Source organism: Cupriavidus sp. GW822-FHT03E04, assembly GCF_058801495.1.
This window is the reverse complement of sequence record NZ_JBXANI010000001.1, coordinates 324556-341413: the sequence shown is the minus strand read 5'-3', so window position 1 is coordinate 341413 and position 16858 is coordinate 324556. Positions and strand designations below refer to the sequence as shown.

The 16858-nt window shown below is 67.6% G+C and carries 16 protein-coding genes and 1 pseudogene; 7 read left to right on the top strand and 10 right to left on the bottom strand.

Going from position 1 to position 16858, the window contains the following annotated elements:
• Positions 1-62: 62 nt before the first annotated feature.
• Positions 63-431 carry a hypothetical protein gene (locus AC1RQC_RS01485; protein ID WP_492371663.1) on the top strand — a complete coding sequence of 123 codons (369 nt, stop codon included), beginning with the start codon at positions 63-65 and terminating at the stop codon, positions 429-431.
• A gap of 180 nt (positions 432-611) precedes the next feature.
• Here AC1RQC_RS01485 and AC1RQC_RS01480 read toward each other — a convergent pair whose 3' ends face one another.
• From AC1RQC_RS01480 to AC1RQC_RS01445, 8 genes and pseudogenes are all read right to left on the bottom strand, one after another.
• Positions 612-2084 carry a SidA/IucD/PvdA family monooxygenase gene (locus tag AC1RQC_RS01480; protein ID WP_492882315.1) on the bottom strand — a complete coding sequence of 491 codons (1473 nt, stop codon included), beginning with the start codon at positions 2082-2084 and terminating at the stop codon, positions 612-614.
• Complete coding sequence (locus AC1RQC_RS01475) at positions 2081-3457, bottom strand: LLM class flavin-dependent oxidoreductase (RefSeq protein ID WP_492882314.1); 1377 nt, start codon at positions 3455-3457, stop codon at positions 2081-2083. The genes AC1RQC_RS01480 and AC1RQC_RS01475 overlap by 4 nt, the downstream gene beginning before the upstream one ends.
• Before the next feature lie 37 nt (positions 3458-3494).
• Complete coding sequence (locus AC1RQC_RS01470; RefSeq protein WP_492882313.1) at positions 3495-4847, bottom strand: LLM class flavin-dependent oxidoreductase; 1353 nt, start codon at positions 4845-4847, stop codon at positions 3495-3497.
• Positions 4844-6091: an acyl-CoA dehydrogenase family protein gene (locus AC1RQC_RS01465; protein ID WP_492808630.1), complete on the bottom strand. Its 1248-nt coding sequence runs from the start codon at positions 6089-6091 to the stop codon at positions 4844-4846. Before AC1RQC_RS01465 ends, AC1RQC_RS01470 begins: the two co-directional genes overlap by 4 nt.
• Before the next feature lie 33 nt (positions 6092-6124).
• Positions 6125-6469, bottom strand: a complete 345-nt coding sequence (locus tag AC1RQC_RS01460; RefSeq protein ID WP_492371668.1) for a DUF3088 domain-containing protein — start codon at positions 6467-6469, stop codon at positions 6125-6127.
• A gap of 32 nt (positions 6470-6501) precedes the next feature.
• On the bottom strand, positions 6502-7689 hold the full coding sequence (locus AC1RQC_RS01455) for an acyl-CoA dehydrogenase family protein (RefSeq protein ID WP_492371669.1): 1188 nt from the start codon (positions 7687-7689) through the stop codon (positions 6502-6504).
• A 165-nt stretch (positions 7690-7854) separates the two neighbouring features.
• Positions 7855-8298, bottom strand: coding sequence for a VOC family protein (locus AC1RQC_RS01450; protein ID WP_492371670.1), 444 nt, complete (start codon positions 8296-8298; stop codon positions 7855-7857).
• Positions 8299-8462: 164 nt separating this feature from the next.
• Positions 8463-9179, bottom strand: a pseudogene (locus tag AC1RQC_RS01445) (SGNH/GDSL hydrolase family protein).
• Between the two features lie 81 nt (positions 9180-9260).
• On the opposite strand from AC1RQC_RS01445, the gene AC1RQC_RS01440 reads away from it, so the two are divergent.
• The gene (locus AC1RQC_RS01440; RefSeq protein WP_492371672.1) at positions 9261-9731 is read left to right on the top strand and encodes an SRPBCC family protein; all 471 of its coding nucleotides are present in this window, start codon (positions 9261-9263) and stop codon (positions 9729-9731) included.
• Positions 9728-11197 (top strand): DHA2 family efflux MFS transporter permease subunit, encoded by a 1470-nt coding sequence (locus AC1RQC_RS01435; RefSeq protein ID WP_492882312.1) that lies wholly within the window; start codon positions 9728-9730, stop codon positions 11195-11197. The genes AC1RQC_RS01440 and AC1RQC_RS01435 overlap by 4 nt, the downstream gene beginning before the upstream one ends.
• Before the next feature lie 45 nt (positions 11198-11242).
• Here AC1RQC_RS01435 and AC1RQC_RS01430 read toward each other — a convergent pair whose 3' ends face one another.
• The gene (locus AC1RQC_RS01430; protein WP_150983548.1) at positions 11243-11512 is read right to left on the bottom strand and encodes an acyl-CoA-binding protein; all 270 of its coding nucleotides are present in this window, start codon (positions 11510-11512) and stop codon (positions 11243-11245) included.
• A 200-nt stretch (positions 11513-11712) separates the two neighbouring features.
• Here AC1RQC_RS01430 and tsaB point away from each other — a divergent pair, with 200 nt between their 5' ends.
• From tsaB to AC1RQC_RS01410, 4 genes are all read left to right on the top strand, one after another.
• Positions 11713-12480, top strand: a complete 768-nt coding sequence (gene tsaB, locus AC1RQC_RS01425) for a tRNA (adenosine(37)-N6)-threonylcarbamoyltransferase complex dimerization subunit type 1 TsaB (RefSeq protein ID WP_492808625.1) — start codon at positions 11713-11715, stop codon at positions 12478-12480.
• Between the two features lie 101 nt (positions 12481-12581).
• Complete coding sequence (gene rimI, locus AC1RQC_RS01420) at positions 12582-13067, top strand: ribosomal protein S18-alanine N-acetyltransferase (protein ID WP_416050501.1); 486 nt, start codon at positions 12582-12584, stop codon at positions 13065-13067.
• Positions 13064-14035: a uracil-DNA glycosylase gene (locus tag AC1RQC_RS01415; RefSeq protein WP_492882311.1), complete on the top strand. Its 972-nt coding sequence runs from the start codon at positions 13064-13066 to the stop codon at positions 14033-14035. Before rimI ends, AC1RQC_RS01415 begins: the two co-directional genes overlap by 4 nt.
• Complete coding sequence (locus AC1RQC_RS01410; RefSeq protein WP_492808622.1) at positions 14010-15176, top strand: DUF1853 family protein; 1167 nt, start codon at positions 14010-14012, stop codon at positions 15174-15176. Before AC1RQC_RS01415 ends, AC1RQC_RS01410 begins: the two co-directional genes overlap by 26 nt.
• A 140-nt stretch (positions 15177-15316) precedes the next feature.
• On the opposite strand, the gene lplT is transcribed toward AC1RQC_RS01410, so the two are convergent.
• On the bottom strand, positions 15317-16636 hold the full coding sequence (gene lplT / locus AC1RQC_RS01405) for a lysophospholipid transporter LplT (protein WP_492371677.1): 1320 nt from the start codon (positions 16634-16636) through the stop codon (positions 15317-15319).
• Positions 16637-16858: the final 222 nt, after the last annotated feature.

Genomic DNA, 16858 nt, shown 5'->3' with positions numbered 1-16858 from the left:
TACGCCAAGTCCTTGGCGTGCTAGATTGGCGCCTTGATGTCTTGCCATCACGGAGCCGACCCATGCGAACGCCAACAAGGCAGCAAGCCTATGACGAGGCGAAGCGATTTATCGAGACCATCGGCCTGCGAGATGCGCAGGCGCTACGGCACAAGTTTGGCATTTCCAGCGCAGTGGCCGAAGAGATTTTCGAGTGCATCGATGAATACTTCGATGAGGGGGTGATCCTATCCATTGCGCCACTGGAGGTGGCCTTTGATTCGCGTACGCAGAAAAGGCCATGCATTGATGTCTATGAAACCAATGAAAAGGCATTAGGAATGGAGTGTGTACTCTTTGAAAATGGCAGGCCCGGTGAGGCTATTCTCCATATTGAAGTTTCAGAAGACAACGAAAAACTGGATCTGTACTACAAGTACATTGGATCTTGATGGGATTTCTGGCTTGATCTCTTCAAGTTCTCGACGCTTCGGGCAAGCCGCTATCCAAGCAGTGGCGCATCGACCTCTACCTGCCGTTCGAAAGCTACAACCCGCCATATGGGCGCACGCGGCATCCGCTTGACGCGGCACGCACCCCAGGCGGGTCGTCCGATGGCGCTGACAGCCGCCTCAAGCCGCAGCGAGCGCTGCGCCCGCGGGCTTCCAGACCGCGCCAGCATAAAACTCCGCGCCAAAATCCGCCGGCACGTCTCCACGAATCCGCTGCTCGTGCAGCGCCAGGTCGGCCAGCAGCAGATCCCGGCTGATGCGGGCGACCGAGGCCGGAATATCGCGCCGCATGCTGGGCACATCGCCCAGCGGCACGCCGACGCTGGCAAAGCCTGCTGGGTTATGCACGTGGAGATTGCGTAGCCACGGCGCGGCACCCGGTGTTTTCTCAAGGTACTCAAGGCCGCTGCCCAGATAAGGCGACGCGGCGAGTTCGTCGTCGCGCGCATCGGCCGGAGGCTGGTAGCGGTCGCGCCAGCGCAGGATATGCGGCGCAATGTCGGCCAGTTCCGCCCGCGCCGACGGATCCACCAGGTAGCCCGTGCCGGCAATCGCAAAGTCGAAGCGAAGGGTCTGCCCTTGCACCTCGGTGACGATGCGGCCGGACTCCACTTCGGCGGCGCACAGCGAGGTGCTCAGGTGCAAATGGAACTGCGGGAATTTGAGCGCCCGCTCCACCGAGTCGGCCGGTGGCGTGGATCCGGCGCGCCGATAGCGGATGGCTTGCTCCCAGCGCGTGGCATCGGGCAGGGCGTGGTAATTGTCGTAAAGGCCGGGGTAGGCGCGCACGCGCGATACCGGCGTGGCGGCGATATGGTCGCGGCGCGCGAACAGGTGCACGGCGGCCGCGCCGGATTCCAGCGCCACGGCGGCGGCGTCGAAGGCGGAGGCCGCCGCGCCCAGCACGGCTACCGTCTTGCCACGCAGCGCGCCGAAGTCGATGGCATCGGCCGTATGCGCGGCCAGCCCGGCGGCCACGGCCTGCGACAACACAGCGGGCACGAACGGCGCGCCATTGCCGGCCACGCCATTGGCCAGGATGACCTTGCGCGCAGTCTCGACGCGCGGCTGCCCATTCACGTCAAGATGCAGCCGGAAGTGCTGCAGCGCGGCGCCGGTTACGGGCTCGATGCGTACCACACGCGTGGCGTAGCGCACCGGCACGCCGAGGAAGTTGCGGTACCAGTCCAGGTAATCGGCCCAGTCCAGGCGCGCAATGCGGTCGATGGCGGCATAGGCCTCGGCGCCGTGCCGCGCTTCATACCAGGCCTGGAAGCCCAGCGTCGGCAGGCCGAGCTCCGGCCCGACCAGGTTCTTGGGCGTGCGCAGCTTCTGCATGCGGGCGCGCGTGCGCCAGACGCCGGCCAGCGCACCGTCTGGCGCGGCGTCGAGCACCGTCACGCGGCCGATGCCCGCGCGGCGCAGCGCGAAGGCATAGGCGCTGCCGCTCTGGCCGCCACCAACGATGGCCACGTTGTGGTCGATGCCGGCATGGTCCGGCACCCAGTTGTCGGGCGCGGGGCCGAGCAGGCGCAGCGTTTCGCGCGCGAGGAAATCGGGATCGGAGCCGGGGAAGGAAGAGGTTGTCGTCATGCTGCAGCGGCAAGGGTTGAGGCGGCGGGCCTGGAGGAAGCGGCTGGATGCGCGGGGCGCTTGAGCCCAAGGTGCTCGCGCAGCGTGCGGCCGTCGTACTCCGCGCGGAACAGGCCGCGGCGGCGCAGCTCAGGCAGCACCAGCGCGATGAAATCGGTGAGTCCGCCCGGCAGCACCGGCGACATGATGTTGTAGCCGTCGGCGCCGTATTTGCGGAAGCGCTCCTCGAGCTGGTCGACGATCTGCCCGGGCGTGCCGATCACCTGCCAGTGGCCGCGCGCACCCGCAACGCGCTGGTAAAGCTGGCGGATGGTCAGGTTCTCGCGCCGCGCAAGGTCGATCACCAGGCGCTGGCGGCTCTTGCTGGCATTGGTCTCGGGCAACTCGGGAATCGGGCCGTCGAGCGGATAGCCTGACAGGTCGAAGCCGCCCGTCAGGCCAGACACCAGTGCCAGGCCGACCACCGGGTCGATCAGCGCTTGCAGTTGCTCGAATTTCTCTTTGGCTTCGCTTTCACTCTGGCCCACCACCGGGAATACGCCGGGCAGGATCTTCAGGTCATCCGGCTCGCGCCCGTAGCGGGCGAGCCGGCCTTTGACGTCAGCGTAGAACGCCACGGCATCCTCCACCGTCTGCTGCGCCGTGAACACGGCTTCGCCCGTGCGTGCGGCCAGTTCCTTGCCGGCTTCGGAGGAGCCGGCTTGCACCACGACCGGATGGCCCTGCGGCGTGCGCGACACGTTGAGCGGCCCCTGCACCGAGAAATGCTTCCCCTTATGGCCCAGCACATGGCGCCTGGCGGGCTCGTAGTAGCGGCCGCTGGCCTTGTCGCGCAGGAAGGCATCGTCCTCCCAGCTGTTCCACAGCCCGGTGACCACATCGGCGAACTCCGCCGCGCGCTCGTAGCGCTCGGCGTGGGCGAAATGGTGGTCGCGGTTGAAGTTGCGCGCTTCGTGCTCGTTGGATGAGGTGACCAGGTTCCAGCCGGCTCGCCCGCCCGAGATATGGTCCAGCGAGGCGAACTTGCGCGCCACGTGATACGGCTCGTTGAAGCTCGTCGAGGCGGTGCCGACCAGGCCGATGCGCTGCGTCACCGCAGCCAGCGCGGACAGCAGCGTAATAGGCTCGAACTGCGCCTGGTAGCTGTGCGCGGTACGGCTGAGGAACTCGACATCGTCGCCGCGCGTGCCTACGCCGTCGGCCAGGAAGACCAGATCGAACTTCGCCGCCTCGGCGGCCTGGGCGAGCGCGATGTAGTGCTTGAAGTCGATGCCCGCGTCGGCCTTGGCATCGGGATGGCGCCAGGCGGCGATATGGTGGCCGCTGGGGTAAAGGAAGGCGCCCAGGCTGAGGAAACCGCTACGTTGAGCCATGATTGCTTATCGATTGCTTATCGGTTGTTGAGGGATATCAGGCGGCTATGCGTGTGCCTTGCCGGCCCTGCGGCCGTGCCAGCCCCAGGTGCTCGCGCAGCGTGCTGCCTTCGTACTGCGTGCGGAAAATGCCGCGCCGCTGCAGGATCGGCACCACGCCGTCGACAAAGTCCTGCAGCCCGTCGGGCAGCGCATCGGGCATCAGGTTGAAGCCATCGGCCGCGCCGTGGCGGAACCAGTGCTCGATGTCGTCGGCAATCTGCTCGGGCGTGCCCACGATCACGCGGTGGCCGCCGCCGCCCGCCAGCTCGCGGATCAGTTCGCGCACGGTGTAGCCATGGCGCCGCGCCAGCGCGAGCGTGGCGTTGAAGAAGGTGTGGTTGCCATTGCCGTTGGCGGGCAGGGCGAGGTCGTCCGGCAGCCGCTGGTCCAGCTTCAGGCGGTCCGGCGTGATGCCGAGCGTGCCAGCCAGCCGCGCCAGGCTGTAGTCCCAGGGGATCAGGTCGATCAGCTCGTCGCGCCGCCGGCGGGCCTGGGCTTCGGTGGCGCCGATGATGGTGGTCAGGCCGGCCAGCACCTGCACGGCATCGGGCCCGCGCCCAAGCGCTTGTGCGCGCGCCTTGAGCTCGCGCCCGTAGGCCAGCGATTCCTCGAACGATTGGGATGCCGAGAACACAGCCTCGGCATGGCGTGCGGCCAGCTCGCGCCCGTCGGCGGAGCCGCCGGCCTGCACCACCACCGGATGGCCTTGCGGCGAGCGCGGCAGGTTGAGTGGCCCCTGCACGCTGAAATGCTCGCCCTGGTGCGCAATCGGCTGCACCTTGGCGGTGTCGACGAAGCGGCCCGATGCCTTGTCGCCGATAAAGGCGTCGTCCTCCCAGCTGTCCCACAGGGCCTTGACCACGGACGTGAATTCGGCCGCCCGCGCATAGCGCTGCGCGTGGTCCGGCGCCGCATCGCGCCCGAAATTGCGCGCCGACGGCACATCGGCCGTGGTGACCACGTTCCAGCCGGCGCGCCCCGCGCTCACATGGTCTAGCGTGGCGAAGCGCCGCGCGATGTTGTAGGGCTCGTTGTAGCTGGTGGACGCCGTGCCGATCAGGCCGATATGCGTGGTCGCTGCCGCGATGCTGGCCAGCAGCACCGTGGGTTCCAGCGCCGGGATCGGGCGGAAATGAATCTGGTCGACGATAGCGGCGTTGTCCGCCAGGAACACCGCGTCGAGCCTGCCGGCTTCGGCGATCTGCGCCACGCGGATGTAGTGCCGCACGTCGGTAAAGGCGGCGGGATCGCTGTCGGGCAGCCGCCACGCCGAGGGCACGAAGCCCGAGTGCAGGATGTTGATGTTGAGGTGGAGCTGGCGCTGGCGCGCCCCGTTCGATGCACTCATTGGTAGGTCCCCGGTTCCGGATGGCCTTCGCCCAGCACCCAGCGGCCGACATTGCGGGTCTTGTACTCGGACGGGTTGTGCAGGGTATGGATGCGCACGTTGCGCCAGAAGCGGTCCAGGCCGGTCTTGCGCACCGCCGAGCGCGCGCCCGTGACCTCGAAGATCTCGCTGGAGACCTGCAGCGCGACCTCGCCGGCCAGCACGTTGGCCGCCGCAATGGCCACGGCTGCTTCGCCGCGCTCCTCGGCGCTGAGCGCTTCGCCGCGTGCGATCACGGCGTCGAGCGCGAGCAGCGCGCGGTCGGCCAGCGCGGTGGCGGCCTGGGTCTTGACCCAGAGCTCGCCGTATTGCCGGCGCACCCACGGGTCGTCCACATGGCGCTCCACGCCAGAGTGAATCCATGGGCGCGACTGATGCACCGTGTATTCACGCCCGGCGCGCAGCGCGCCTTGCGCCGTGCCGATGAACACATTGAGCAGCACGCTTTGCTGCTGCAGCGGCGTGACCGTGCGGTAGGGCTCGGCCGGCGCGCCGGTGGGGTTCAAGGGCACCGGCTGCCCGAGCACTTCGCTCTCGTGCACGCGCACACCCTGGTAGGTGACGCGGCCACTGCCGGTCTGGCGCTGGCCGATGCCGTCCCAGTCGTCCTCGATCACGATGCCTGCGCGGTCCGCGGGAATCGCGGCAAAGCGGCGTTCGCCGCTGTCGGCGTCTTCCCAGGCAATCGCCAGGAAGTCGGCCACGTGCGAGCCGGAGGTGAAGGGGCGATAGCCGTCCAGCACGAACCACTCGCCATCGCGCCGTCCAAACAGGCTCCTGGAAAAGCTGTTCGCCGTGTTGCCCCAGAACCAGTTGCCTTCGGCCGAGCGGCGCCACAGGCTGGCGGCCTTCTCCGGTGCGTTGCGCAAGCGCGGGCTCAGCAGGCTGCTGTAGTGATAGCCGAACAGATGGCCGAGCGAGCCGTCCACCTGCGCGAACAGGCGCGTGATGCGCAGCACGGTCGACCAGGTTTCGCCCTGGCCGCCGACTTCGCGCGGCAGCAGCAGCGTAAGCAGGCCGTGTTCCTTGAGCAAGCGGATCTGCTCGGCGGGTTTCCCGCCGGCCTGGTCGCGGGCGATGGCGTCGTCGGCGAAGCGCTCGCGCAGCGAGACCGCGCGGGCGATGAAGGGGTTGCCGGTGTCCGGCTCGAACAGCGCGGGCGCTGGTTCGCCCGGCGTGTGAAGAAAGGCGACGTTGGCGGTCATGTTGGGTCTCGGTCGGTAGCCGTCATCGAAGGCTCAATGCACCTTGGCAAAGCCATGGCGCTCCGCCAGCAAGGCAAGGATGCGGCGGGTATCGGTGACGAAGCGCAGTCCGCCATGCCGCTGGGCGTCGGCAGGTGCCGGCGCGGCGTCGCCCAGGATCAGCACCGGCAGGCCCTGGTGCGCCTCGCCCAGCAGGGCGGCCACCGCCTCGCGCGGTCGCGCAAACGGCTCGCGTGAAATGTCCAGGCGCGCTGCCAGTGCGGGCGCGCTGGCCAGCAGGCCTTCGATCGGCAGGCAGTCCGGGCAGACGAAGTGTTCGCCGGGATGCTTGGGGTCGGTAAATCCGGGTTGCAGCAGGAACAGTCGGTCGCGGCTCATGATGTTTGGTGGGGTCGGCAGGTTCGGCGGGGTCAGCGATAGATGGCAGGCGAGGGGAACTCGCCCGTGAGCAACCACGTGCCCACCGTGCGCTTCTTGTACTCGGCCGGGTTGTGCAGCGTGTGGGTGCGCACGTTGCGCCAGAAACGGTCGAAGCCGTTGGCGTTGGTGGCCGAACGCGCGCCCATCACCTCGAAGATCTCGTTCGATACGGCCAGGCCGGTTTCCCCTGCGTACAGGTTCGCGGTAGCCAGCGCGATGGCTACCGGCCCGCGCTGCTCCAGCGTCAGCGCCTGTCCGTAGCCGTAAATGGCATCCAGGCTGCGCGCCGCCTGGTCGGCCAGCTCGGTTGCCGCCAAGGTGCGGATGGCAAGCTCGCCGTATTTGCGCTGGACCCACGGATCATCGACATGGCGCTCCACGCCCGAGTGGATCCATGGGCGCGACTGCGTGGCGGTATAGGCGCGGCCTTCGTCGAGCGCGCCCTGTGCCGTGCCGACAAACACGTTGAGCAGCACGCTTTGCTGCAGCAGCGTGGTCAGCGATGCGAAAGGGGTGAGCGGATCGTCGGGTTTGCCGAGCAGTTCATCGTCGCGTACCAGCACGCTGTTGAACGTCACGGTGCCGCTGCCGGTCTGGCGCTGGCCGATGCCATCCCAGTCATCCTCGATCACGATGCCCGCGCGATCGGCGGGCACCACGCCCATCAGGCGTTGGCCCAGCGCGTTCTCCCATGCCAGCTGGATCACGTCGGCCACATGGCTGCCGCTGGAGAAGGGCCGGAAACCGGTGACCACCCAGCCCTCGTTGCCGGGGGCGCGCTGTGCACTGGACGTCTTCGACAGCGCATTGCCCGAGTTGCTCCACAGCCATTGCGCCTTGGCGGCGGCGCGCAGCCAGCGCTCCTGCTGCGCCGGCGTGCCGCGCGCCTGCACGGCGTGCACGGGCAGATGGTGGTAGCCGAAGAGGTGGGCCAGCGAGCCATCGGTACGTGCGAATTCGCGCACCACGCGCAGCAGTGAAAGCCACGAAGCACCGCCCCCGCCGTAGGCCGTGGGAATGCCCGCTGAAAGCAGGCCGCTTTCCTTGAGCAAGCGGATTTGCTCGGTAGGCCGGCCGCCAGCCTTGTCGCGGGCGACGGCATCGGTATGGAAGGTCTCGCGCAGCACCACCGCGCGGGCGACGAAGGGATCGTTCAGATCCGGGTCGAAGTTGGACATGCCGCGTTGTCTTCTCGAAGTTGCACCCGAGAGACGATAGAGCAAGGTTTGCGCGCCACCAACGAAGCAAACCGCGCTTGCATATCCACTTTTGTGGACGGCCTTGCGCCGCGAGCCGGCGTACTTCCTTTGGCCGGGCCGCGCGGGCATGGCCGGGCTATGGCGCTATTGATCCTGCAACGCCGGCACCCTGGCTTCCTTTCCCGTTTCGGCGGCGCTATAACCGTCACCCTTCCACTCGATAAGGCAGAGCCCGTGGCCAAAAGGGTCGGACAGCATCGCCTGCCGCCCCCAGGCGAAATCCTGCGGCCAGTCCTCCAGCTCGGCGCCGGCTTCCAGCGCACGCTCCACCGCGCTTTCCAGGTCCGCCACCACGAAATCGAGATGCGCCGGCGTCCAGTGCCGGCGATCGTCGCGCCGGCCGTCGGCGCGCGTGCTGGGCCTGGTGCCCGGTGCCTTGGCCAGCAGGTAGATCGGCGCGCCGCCGCCCAGCATTTCCGCCACGGAGCCGTCGAACAGCTTGCGCGCCAGGCGCAGGCCAAGGCCGTGCTGGTAGAAGCGGATGCCGTGCGCGAGGTCGTCGACGTCGATATTGATCAGCAATTGCATCGCGGTCTCCTGCTTGGAATGGGGGGCGCGGCCCGCAAGGAAGCACTTCGCCCGAAGATCAGGATTGTGCGCCGGCACTCCTGACACGTACTGTCAGGAGTGTTCTACTCGGCGCCTGTGACGCGCAAGGCTGAGAGCGGCCCCGGGAGGGCCCCCGGAGGGCCTCAGGCGCGCATTGGCGCCAGCAGGGCATCGACCACGGGTGCCAGCGCATCGCCCAGTGCGATGTGGTCGGCGGCGTCCAGGTGCACGCCGTCGACTTCGCTGCTATGGATGACCGTGCCGGTGTCGAATCAGTCGCAGCCGCGCGCGCGGCAGACTTCCTGGAAGGCTTGCGCCAGCCCCGCGCATTTGTGCTCGCCGCCGGCAAACTTCGGCGCCAGCGGCCCGCGCGGCGTGGTGATGGGCGGGGGCACCAGCACCAGCACCGGTGGCACGGGCATGCCCGGCTCGATGGGTGCGCCGCGGATGGTGTCGAGCAGGGCGCCGATGCCTTGCGCGGCGTGCCAGGCGTTATGCGGGTGCATGGACTGGAAATCGTTGCTGCCGAGCATCAGGATCACCAGCGCCAGTGGCGCGTGCATCTCCATGCGCTGCGCCAGGCCCTGGATGCCGTTGCGGCCCGGCTTGAAGGGATCGTCCCAGACCGTGCGGCGGCCGTTGAGGCAGTCTTCCAGTATCCGCACGGGGCGCTGCCCGCCGGCCTTGGCACCGTTCAGTGCAAGCTCCAGCCGGCCGGGCCAGCGCACCGGCCAGGGCAGGCGCTGCCGCGTGCCCGGCACGATGCCCCACGATAGCGAGTCGGCGTAGACCAGTACCTGCAGCGGATCGATGGCGCTAAGGACATCGGTTCGTGTGTCGGGAGACGGCAGGGCGCTCATGGGTGGGCTCCGGGAAGTTTTGCTGCGGACCTTGGCACAGACCTTCATAATATCGGCTAACTATAGATCGGGAGAGTTAAGTTGCGTTTCGAGCACCTGGTGGAGATCAACGATCCACAAAATATCCAGTTGGACACGCTCACGCCGGAGCAGCTCTGGCAAGGGCTGGTGCTGCGCAGTGCCGAGCCCGAGCTGTTTGTCATGGGGCTGGACCGCGCGGAGATCGTGGAGCGCGGCGACGACTGGGTCGAGCGCAAGCTGCATTTCGGCAAGGCCACGATTCGCGACCGCGTCGTCTTCGAGCCGCGCCGCGTCGTGCGCTATGAAACCGCCCCTACCGACGAGCACGCCGGCGGCACCCTGACCATGGCGATCGAGACGCCGGGCCCTGGCGCCTTGCTGCTGCGCTTTGTCTACGAGACCACCATGCCCGCGGTGGACGACAGCGGCGACGATCGTTTCGCCGAAATCGTCAAGTCGGCTTATCACGAGGCCGACCTCGACACCGTGCGCAAAATCCGCGAACTGGCCGCCCTCGGACGGCTGGGGTGAGCGAGCAGCCCTCGTCGCCCGCCTCCCGCGGGCAGCCGGGCGGCCCGACCCGGGAATCGCTGCGGGCACGCTATGGCAGCCAGCTGCGCTGGCTGGTGCTGCTGACGCTGATGCTGGGCACGGTCTCCTCGATCGTGTCGTCGACCATCGTCAATGTAGCCATTCCTGACCTGAGCCGGCATTTCGTGCTGGGGCAGGACAGCGCGCAATGGGTGGCGGCCAGCTTCATGATTGCCATGACGCTGTCGATGCTGCTCACACCCTGGCTGCTTAACCGCTACGGCTTGCGCCGCACGTTCATTGGCAGCTTGCTGCTGCTCGGCATGGGCGGGCTGGTCGGCGGATTCTCGCCCACCTATGGCGTGATGATCGCCATGCGGGTGGCCGAGGGCATTGCGGCGGGGATCCTGCAGCCGTTGCCCAATATCCTGATCCTGCGGGTGTTCGAGGAGCGCGAGCAGGGCAAGGCGATCAGCATGTTTGGCTTTGGGGTGGTGCTGGCGCCGGCGCTCGGCCCCAGCGTGGGCGGCTTCCTGGTGGAGGCCTTCGGCTGGCGCTCGATCTTCTTCGTGGTGGTGCCGCTGACGCTGATCGGGCTGTGGATGGCGCGCCGCTTCATGGCGGTGGACTCGGCCATGATGGGCGAGCGCAAGCCGCTCGACTGGCAGGGCCTGGGCCTGGCCGGCATTGCCACCGTGAGCCTGCTCAACGGGCTGGTGCAGATGCGCGAGAGCGTGCCTGCCGGCATGGCGCTGGCAGGCTTTGGCGTGCTGATGCTGGTGGTGTTCGTGCTGTGGCAGTTGCGCGCGGAGAACCCGCTGATGAACATGCGCCTGTACAGCTACCGGCAGTTTTCGGCCGGGGCGGTGGTGGCGTTCATCTATGGCGCGGGGCTGTTCGGATCGACCTACCTGCTGCCCGTCTACATGCAGATGGCGCTGGCCTATACGCCGTCGCGCGCCGGGCTGGTGCTGCTGCCGGCCGGCATCGCGCTGGCCCTGACCATTGCCGCGGCGGGGCGGCTGACTCATCGCATCCCGCCACACCTGCAGGTGTCGTTCGGGCTCGCGCTGCTGTCGGCTTCGTTCCTGCTGATGGCGATGGGGTCCCAGGCCACGCCTTACTTGCTGCTGGTGGGGTTTGCGGTGCTGGGGCGGATCGGGCTTGGCTGCATCCTGCCGTCGCTGACGCTGGGCTCGATGCGGGGCGTGGATTATTCGCTGATTGCGCAGGGTTCCAGTTGCATCAACTTCATCCGGCAACTGGGCGGTGCGATCGGGGTAAGCCTGGCCGGTGTCGGCCTGCAATGGCGGCTGGCCGCGCAGGGTGCGGTGCTCGGTACCGACGGCGACCCGGCCGCGCGCATTCGCGCCTTCGACGAGACCTTCCTGGCGGTTGGCCTTGTCATTGCCACCGCCCTCCTGGCAGCCTGGCGGATACGGCCTAGGCCGCTGGCCGAGGCCTGAAGGGTTAGCCGGCCGAGCGCCGGCTAACCCATATGGCATATGGCTTCAGGCGGTGGCGCCGCTGCGCAGTTCTTCCACCAGCGCGATGTATTTTTCCTGCGCGTCTTCCTGGGCGGTGCCCTTGAGCGTTTCCCAGGCTTCGAACTTGTAGCGGCCGACGAAATCGGTCATGCCCGGCTTGTCGCCATGGGCGTCACCCTCGCTGCCTTGCTTGAACAGCGCGTAGAGGCGCAGCAGGGTCATGTTGCTGGGGCGCTCGGTCAATTGCTTGACGTCGATCTGGGCTTGGGCAAAGCGTGCCTGCAGGTCGCTCATGGGGTTCTCCTGGCTGGATGGGGGGGATGCGTTTTGGGTTCGGTGTTCGGGAAAAACCCGGTAGCCGCGATGATAGCGCCCGCCACCGCGCGTTTGAGCCGAAAGAAACCGAAGAACGCTTCAGTCCGGCGCACCCCGGGCGAGGCGTGCGCACCGCGCGCTAGTTCAGCTTTTGGGGCCGCTCCGGATACAATCTCGCCATGTCCTGGATTCTTGCAGTTGAAACCTCCACCGAGTGGTGTTCCGTCGCGCTCGGGCGCATTGCCGATGGCGGCGCCCTGGAGTGCCTGGTTCGTCATGAACACACCGGCCCGCGCTCGTCTTCGCGCGTGCTGCCGGCCGCCGGCGAGTTGCTGGCCGAAGCCGGCATTGCCCTGTCGGACTGTGCCGCCATCGCCTTTGGCGCCGGGCCGGGCTCCTTCACGGGCCTGCGCACCGCCTGCGGCGTGGCCCAGGGCCTGGCCTTTGGCGCCGATCTGCCTGTGATTCCCGTCAATTCGCTGATGGCTTGCGCCGAACGCGTGCGCCTGGGCGGGGAAGGGATGCCGGCGCTGCCGCTCGACGTATCCGTGCTGGTGGCGCTGGACGCCCGCATGGACGAAGCCTACGCAGGCGCGTTTCGCTGGGATGGCGCCGCGCAGGCGTGGCAGGCGGCGACCGACATGCAGGTGTGCCCGCCGGAGGCCGTCAGCCTGCCCACCGGGCCGTTCTGGCTCGCGGGCAGTGCCGCTGCCGTGTTTGGCGAGCGCCTCAAGGCCACGGCGCTGGCGCTGCACAGCGTGCCCGAGGCCTTGCCCGCCGCGCCGGCCCTGGTATCGATTGCCTTGCGCGCGCTGGCCCGCAACGAAACCGTTGCGCCGTCCGATGCCATGCCGATCTATCTGCGCGACAAGGTCGCCCAGACCATCGCCGAGCGCCAGGCCGTGGCGGCGCAGCGCGCTGCGCTGGCGGCGGGAGACCAGCCGTGAGCGTGGAGCGCAACCCGCCACCGGACGCCGGCTCGGCCAATCCCGGCCAGGGCGCGCATGCAGCGTGCGGCAGCGGGTACGCATGGCCCGAGGTGCCGGTGATGCCAAGCGTGCCGGCGGGCTGGAGCATTGGCCGCATGACGGCGCTGGATGTGGAAGCCGTGGCGCAGATCGAAGCCCGGGCCTACACCCACCCATGGACCCGTGCCAATTTCGAGAATTCCGTCAAGGCCGGTCACATCGGCCTGACCTTGCGGGATAACGGGGGCGTGCTGGTCGCCTACACGGTGCTGATGCCGGTTGTCGACGAGATGCACCTGCTCAATATCACCGTGGACCCGGCGCGCCAGCGCGGCGGCCTTGGCCGGCTGCTGCTGGCCGCTGCCATGGCTACCTCGCACGCGCATCATCTGCACACCATGCTGCTCGAAGTGCGTCCCTCCAATGTGGGTGCCATCGAGCTGTACCGTCAGGCAGGCTTTGCCGAGATCGGCCGGCGCAAGGGCTATTACCCCGCAGCCGGCCAGACGCGCGAGGATGCGCTTGTGCTGCGCCGCGCGTGGGCGCCCACGGAGGCCGTGCCATGAGCCGCCGCGCCAGGTTCCTCGAAGTGCTCGGCATTGCCGATGAATGGGTGCTGCGCCGCGCGCCAGCCCTGCCGGAGGCGGTCGAGCCATCCGCCATGGCGGGGCTCGCCGACCCGAGCGCCGAAGATCCCGTCGTCAATGACGACACGGCCTCGCGCGAAGCGGCCCAGGCCGCCGTGACGCTCGCCGCTGTGGCCGACGCTGGCGTGGACGAAGCCCAGCCCGAAGCGCAGGACGAAGGGGATGCCAAAGCGCAGGCCGAAGCAGCGCCTTGCGCATGGTCGGCACAAGCCGATATGGACGCGGGAGTGTCGGCCACGGCCGAAGCCGCCGTCGCGCGCATGCCGCCAGAGCCTGCGGCGGCGGTGGCAGATACCGGCACGCGCGAAGCCGTGATTGCGCGCCTGGACTGGGCCGCGCTTGCGCAGCGGGTCTCCGGCTGCACCGATTGCCAGTTGTGCGATGGCCGCACCCAGACCGTGTTCGGCGTGGGCGACCGCCAGGCCGAATGGATGCTGGTCGGCGAAGCCCCCGGCGAAAACGAGGACCTGCAAGGCGAGCCCTTCGTGGGCCAGGCCGGCAAGCTGCTCGACAATATGCTGGCGGCGGTCGGCCTGGCGCGCGGGCGCAACGTGTTTATCGCCAACGTGCTGAAGTGCCGCCCGCCCGGCAACCGCAATCCCGAGTCGGAGGAGGTCGCCCAGTGCGAGCCTTACCTGCGCCGGCAGATCGCGCTGATCCAGCCCAAGCTGATCGTGGTGCTGGGGCGCTTTGCCGCCCAGTCCCTGCTGCGCACCACCACGCCGATCGGCAAGCTGCGTGGCACCGTCCATAGCTACGAAGGCATTCCGGTGGTGGTGACCTACCACCCGGCCTACCTGTTGCGCACCTTGTCCGACAAGGCGCGTGCCTGGGAAGACCTGTGCCTGGCCCGCGAGGTACATGCCCGTGCGGGAGCCAAGGCCTGAGTTCTCGCTGAGCCCTGGCGGCGCCATCGAGATGGCGCCGCTCTGGCGCCATGCCGTCTCGCAGCGCCTGCGCGAGCTCGCCTGGTGCTCGCTGTCGCCTCCGCTGCTGGCATTCCTGCCGACGGACGACGCAGGCAACGCCATCATCAATGGCAACGCCCCCGGGCATTCGCCAGCGGCGCTCGCGCGCTGGCCGGAAGGCGCGCTGGCCGCCTGGCAGCGTTGGCTGCCCGCCGCCGACCCCGCCGCGCTGCCTCCCACCATTGCCGAACTTGCTGCGGGCCTGGAGCAGCAACGCGTGCGCGGCCCGTCGCCCGCGCCCAGCCTGCGGCTGGGCCGGCATGCCGAGCGCCTGCTGCAATTCACACTGGAACACGCCGAGGGGCTGGAGCTGCTTGCGGCGAACCTGCCGGTGCGCCGTGCCGGCGCGCATGGCGTGCAGACGCTGGGCGAGCTCGATTTTGTCTGGCGCGACGTGGCCAGCGGCGCCACCGTGCACTGGGAGATGGCGGCCAAGTTCTACTTGCTGGTCGAGCCTGCGGCGCACGGCGCGCCGCGCGGCGGCGGGCCCGGCGCTGCCGTGCTGGACCGCCATTGCTTCGTCGGCCCCAACCTGGTGGACCGCCTGGGTGACAAGCTCGAACATATTGTGCGCAGGCAACTGCCGCTGTCACGCACCCCCGAGGCCCTGGCACTGCTGGGCCGCCCTGTCGACCGCAGCGAGGTCTACCTGCTCGGCTGGCTCTTCTACCGGGACGGCGTGGTGCCGCTATCCATCGACAGCCTGGGCATAGCGCCGGATCACCTGCACGGATGGTGGTCCACCTTGCCGGACTGGCTGGCCTGGGCTGGCCAGCGCGAAGGCTCGCGCTGGTACCGGCTGCCGCGCTCGGCGTGGATGGCGCCGGCCAGGGTGGCGCAAGCGCACACGGAAACCGCCGAGGCGATTCATGAGGCACTGGCACTGCGTTTTGCGGAGACGCATCACGAGAAGAACTGGCGCCGGGAAGCGCCGGTGATGCTGTGCGAGGTAGAGCCGGCGGGGCAGCCCGGGGTGTGGCGCGAGCGTACCCGTGGGTTTGTGGTGCCGCCGGGCTGGGAGGAGCGGGCGCGCGAGCGCATCGCCAGGCCGGTGGGCTGAACCGGCCCGCGGCGCAAGCGACGCTTAGAGGCCGTTTCAAAAAGATGCTGGCGTCGTTGCGCGGCCTTGGCCGATCCACTTGTACTGTCTGCGGCCGCGCGCCTAGCCAGAACCGCTTCGCTTCATTTTGAAACAGCCTCTTAGTGGTGCTTGTCCTCGCCGATCATGGCGAGTGAATTGAAGTTGCGCACGTTGTAGCGGTGCTGGCGCATCACCAGCAGCATGGTGGCGCATACGAAGATGCCGAAGGCCACGATGACAATGCCGATCGGCACATTGAGCTTGATCAGCAGCGCGTACAGGCACAGCATCAGCAGCACCGAGACGTTCTCGTTGAAGTTCTGCACGGCGATCGAATGGCCGGCCGACAGCAGGACGTGCCCGCGGTGTTGCAGCAGCGCGTTCATCGGCACCACGAAGTAGCCGGACATGCCTCCCACCAGCATCAGGAAGACGTAGGCGATCGCCATGTACAGCGGCATGTGCATGCCAAGCACATCCAGCGAAATTTCGGGCAGGCTGTTCTTGGTGTAGAAGGCCATCAGCATCACCACCACGCCCATCGCCACGCCAAACGGCAGCACCGACAGCGACTTGCGCAAGGGGATGCGCATGGCCGCCATGATCGCGCCTACCGCCACGCCCACCGCCACCACCGCTTGCAGCAGGGCGCCTTGCGACAGGTTCAGGCCGAGCGATTTTTCCGCCCATTTCAGCACGATGAATTGCAGGGTGGCGCCGGCACCCCAGAACAGCGTGGTCACGGCCAGCGAGATCTGGCCGAGCTTGTCGCGCCACAGGGCGGTAAAGCAATCAGCGAACTCGGCGATCAGCTTGATCGGGTTCTTTTCCTGCTGCGGGTAGCGGGCGCCCGTCTCGGGGATGAACAGGTTGAACACGGCTGCGATCACGTAGAACAGCATGATCACCACCATGGCTGCCTCGGCCGGGGTGTTGATGCCCGTGTTGACGTAGGGAACGTCGATGCCGAGCAGAAGATGCGAGATGTGCACCGAGATCAGTGCCCCGCCCACCACCGTGCCCAGGATGATCGAGCACACCGTCAGGCCTTCAATCCAGCCGTTGGCGGCGACCAGTTTCTCGGGCGGCAGCAACTCGGTGAGGATGCCGTACTTGGCGGGCGAGTATGCCGCTGCGCCGAACCCGACGATGCCGTAGGCCAGCAGCGGGTGCAACCCGAACATCATGATGGCGCACCCCGCTATCTTGATGGTGTTGGTGATGAACATCACCTTGCCCTTGGGCATCGAGTCGGCGAAGGCGCCCACGAAGGCGGCCAGCACGACGTAGGACAGCACGAAGAACAATTTGAGCAGCGGCGTCATCCACTGTGGGGAGTGCAGCTCGGTCAGAAGGGCGATAGCGGCGATGAGGAGCGCATTGTCGGCCAGCGAGGAGAAGAACTGCGCGGCCATGATGGTATAAAAACCCTTCTTCATACTTTGGACTCTATCTCCATCGCTATCACCGTACATGTCAGGCAGCAGCGCGCCGCTGGGTGCTGTTGTTGCCTGTAGGGAACCTGGGCCCGCGTCGTTGTCAAAGTGATGCCCGGGCCAGCCGTGGGATCGCTGCGCAGTTTGCCTGACCGTGTTCGACATATTGCATCACTTTTAAAACATGGCCGGAACGTCCGGCTTTATAACACGAAAATAAGGCGA

What these genes read in the sequence shown, in the direction of transcription:
- AC1RQC_RS01485 (WP_492371663.1), top strand. Translation starts at nt 63, where the DNA reads ATGCGAACGCCAACAAGGCAGCAAGCCTATGACGAGGCGAAGCGATTT.
- AC1RQC_RS01480 (WP_492882315.1), bottom strand. Translation starts at nt 2,084, where the DNA reads ATGACGACAACCTCTTCCTTCCCCGGCTCCGATCCCGATTTCCTCGCG.
- AC1RQC_RS01475 (WP_492882314.1), bottom strand. Translation starts at nt 3,457, where the DNA reads ATGGCTCAACGTAGCGGTTTCCTCAGCCTGGGCGCCTTCCTTTACCCC.
- AC1RQC_RS01470 (WP_492882313.1), bottom strand. Translation starts at nt 4,847, where the DNA reads ATGAGTGCATCGAACGGGGCGCGCCAGCGCCAGCTCCACCTCAACATC.
- AC1RQC_RS01465 (WP_492808630.1), bottom strand. Translation starts at nt 6,091, where the DNA reads ATGACCGCCAACGTCGCCTTTCTTCACACGCCGGGCGAACCAGCGCCC.
- AC1RQC_RS01460 (WP_492371668.1), bottom strand. Translation starts at nt 6,469, where the DNA reads ATGAGCCGCGACCGACTGTTCCTGCTGCAACCCGGATTTACCGACCCC.
- AC1RQC_RS01455 (WP_492371669.1), bottom strand. Translation starts at nt 7,689, where the DNA reads ATGTCCAACTTCGACCCGGATCTGAACGATCCCTTCGTCGCCCGCGCG.
- AC1RQC_RS01450 (WP_492371670.1), bottom strand. Translation starts at nt 8,298, where the DNA reads ATGCAATTGCTGATCAATATCGACGTCGACGACCTCGCGCACGGCATC.
- AC1RQC_RS01430 (WP_150983548.1), bottom strand. Translation starts at nt 11,512, where the DNA reads ATGAGCGACCTGCAGGCACGCTTTGCCCAAGCCCAGATCGACGTCAAG.
- tsaB (WP_492808625.1), top strand. Translation starts at nt 11,713, where the DNA reads ATGTCCTGGATTCTTGCAGTTGAAACCTCCACCGAGTGGTGTTCCGTC.
- rimI (WP_416050501.1), top strand. Translation starts at nt 12,582, where the DNA reads ATGCCAAGCGTGCCGGCGGGCTGGAGCATTGGCCGCATGACGGCGCTG.
- AC1RQC_RS01415 (WP_492882311.1), top strand. Translation starts at nt 13,064, where the DNA reads ATGAGCCGCCGCGCCAGGTTCCTCGAAGTGCTCGGCATTGCCGATGAA.
- AC1RQC_RS01410 (WP_492808622.1), top strand. Translation starts at nt 14,010, where the DNA reads ATGCCCGTGCGGGAGCCAAGGCCTGAGTTCTCGCTGAGCCCTGGCGGC.
- lplT (WP_492371677.1), bottom strand. Translation starts at nt 16,636, where the DNA reads ATGAAGAAGGGTTTTTATACCATCATGGCCGCGCAGTTCTTCTCCTCG.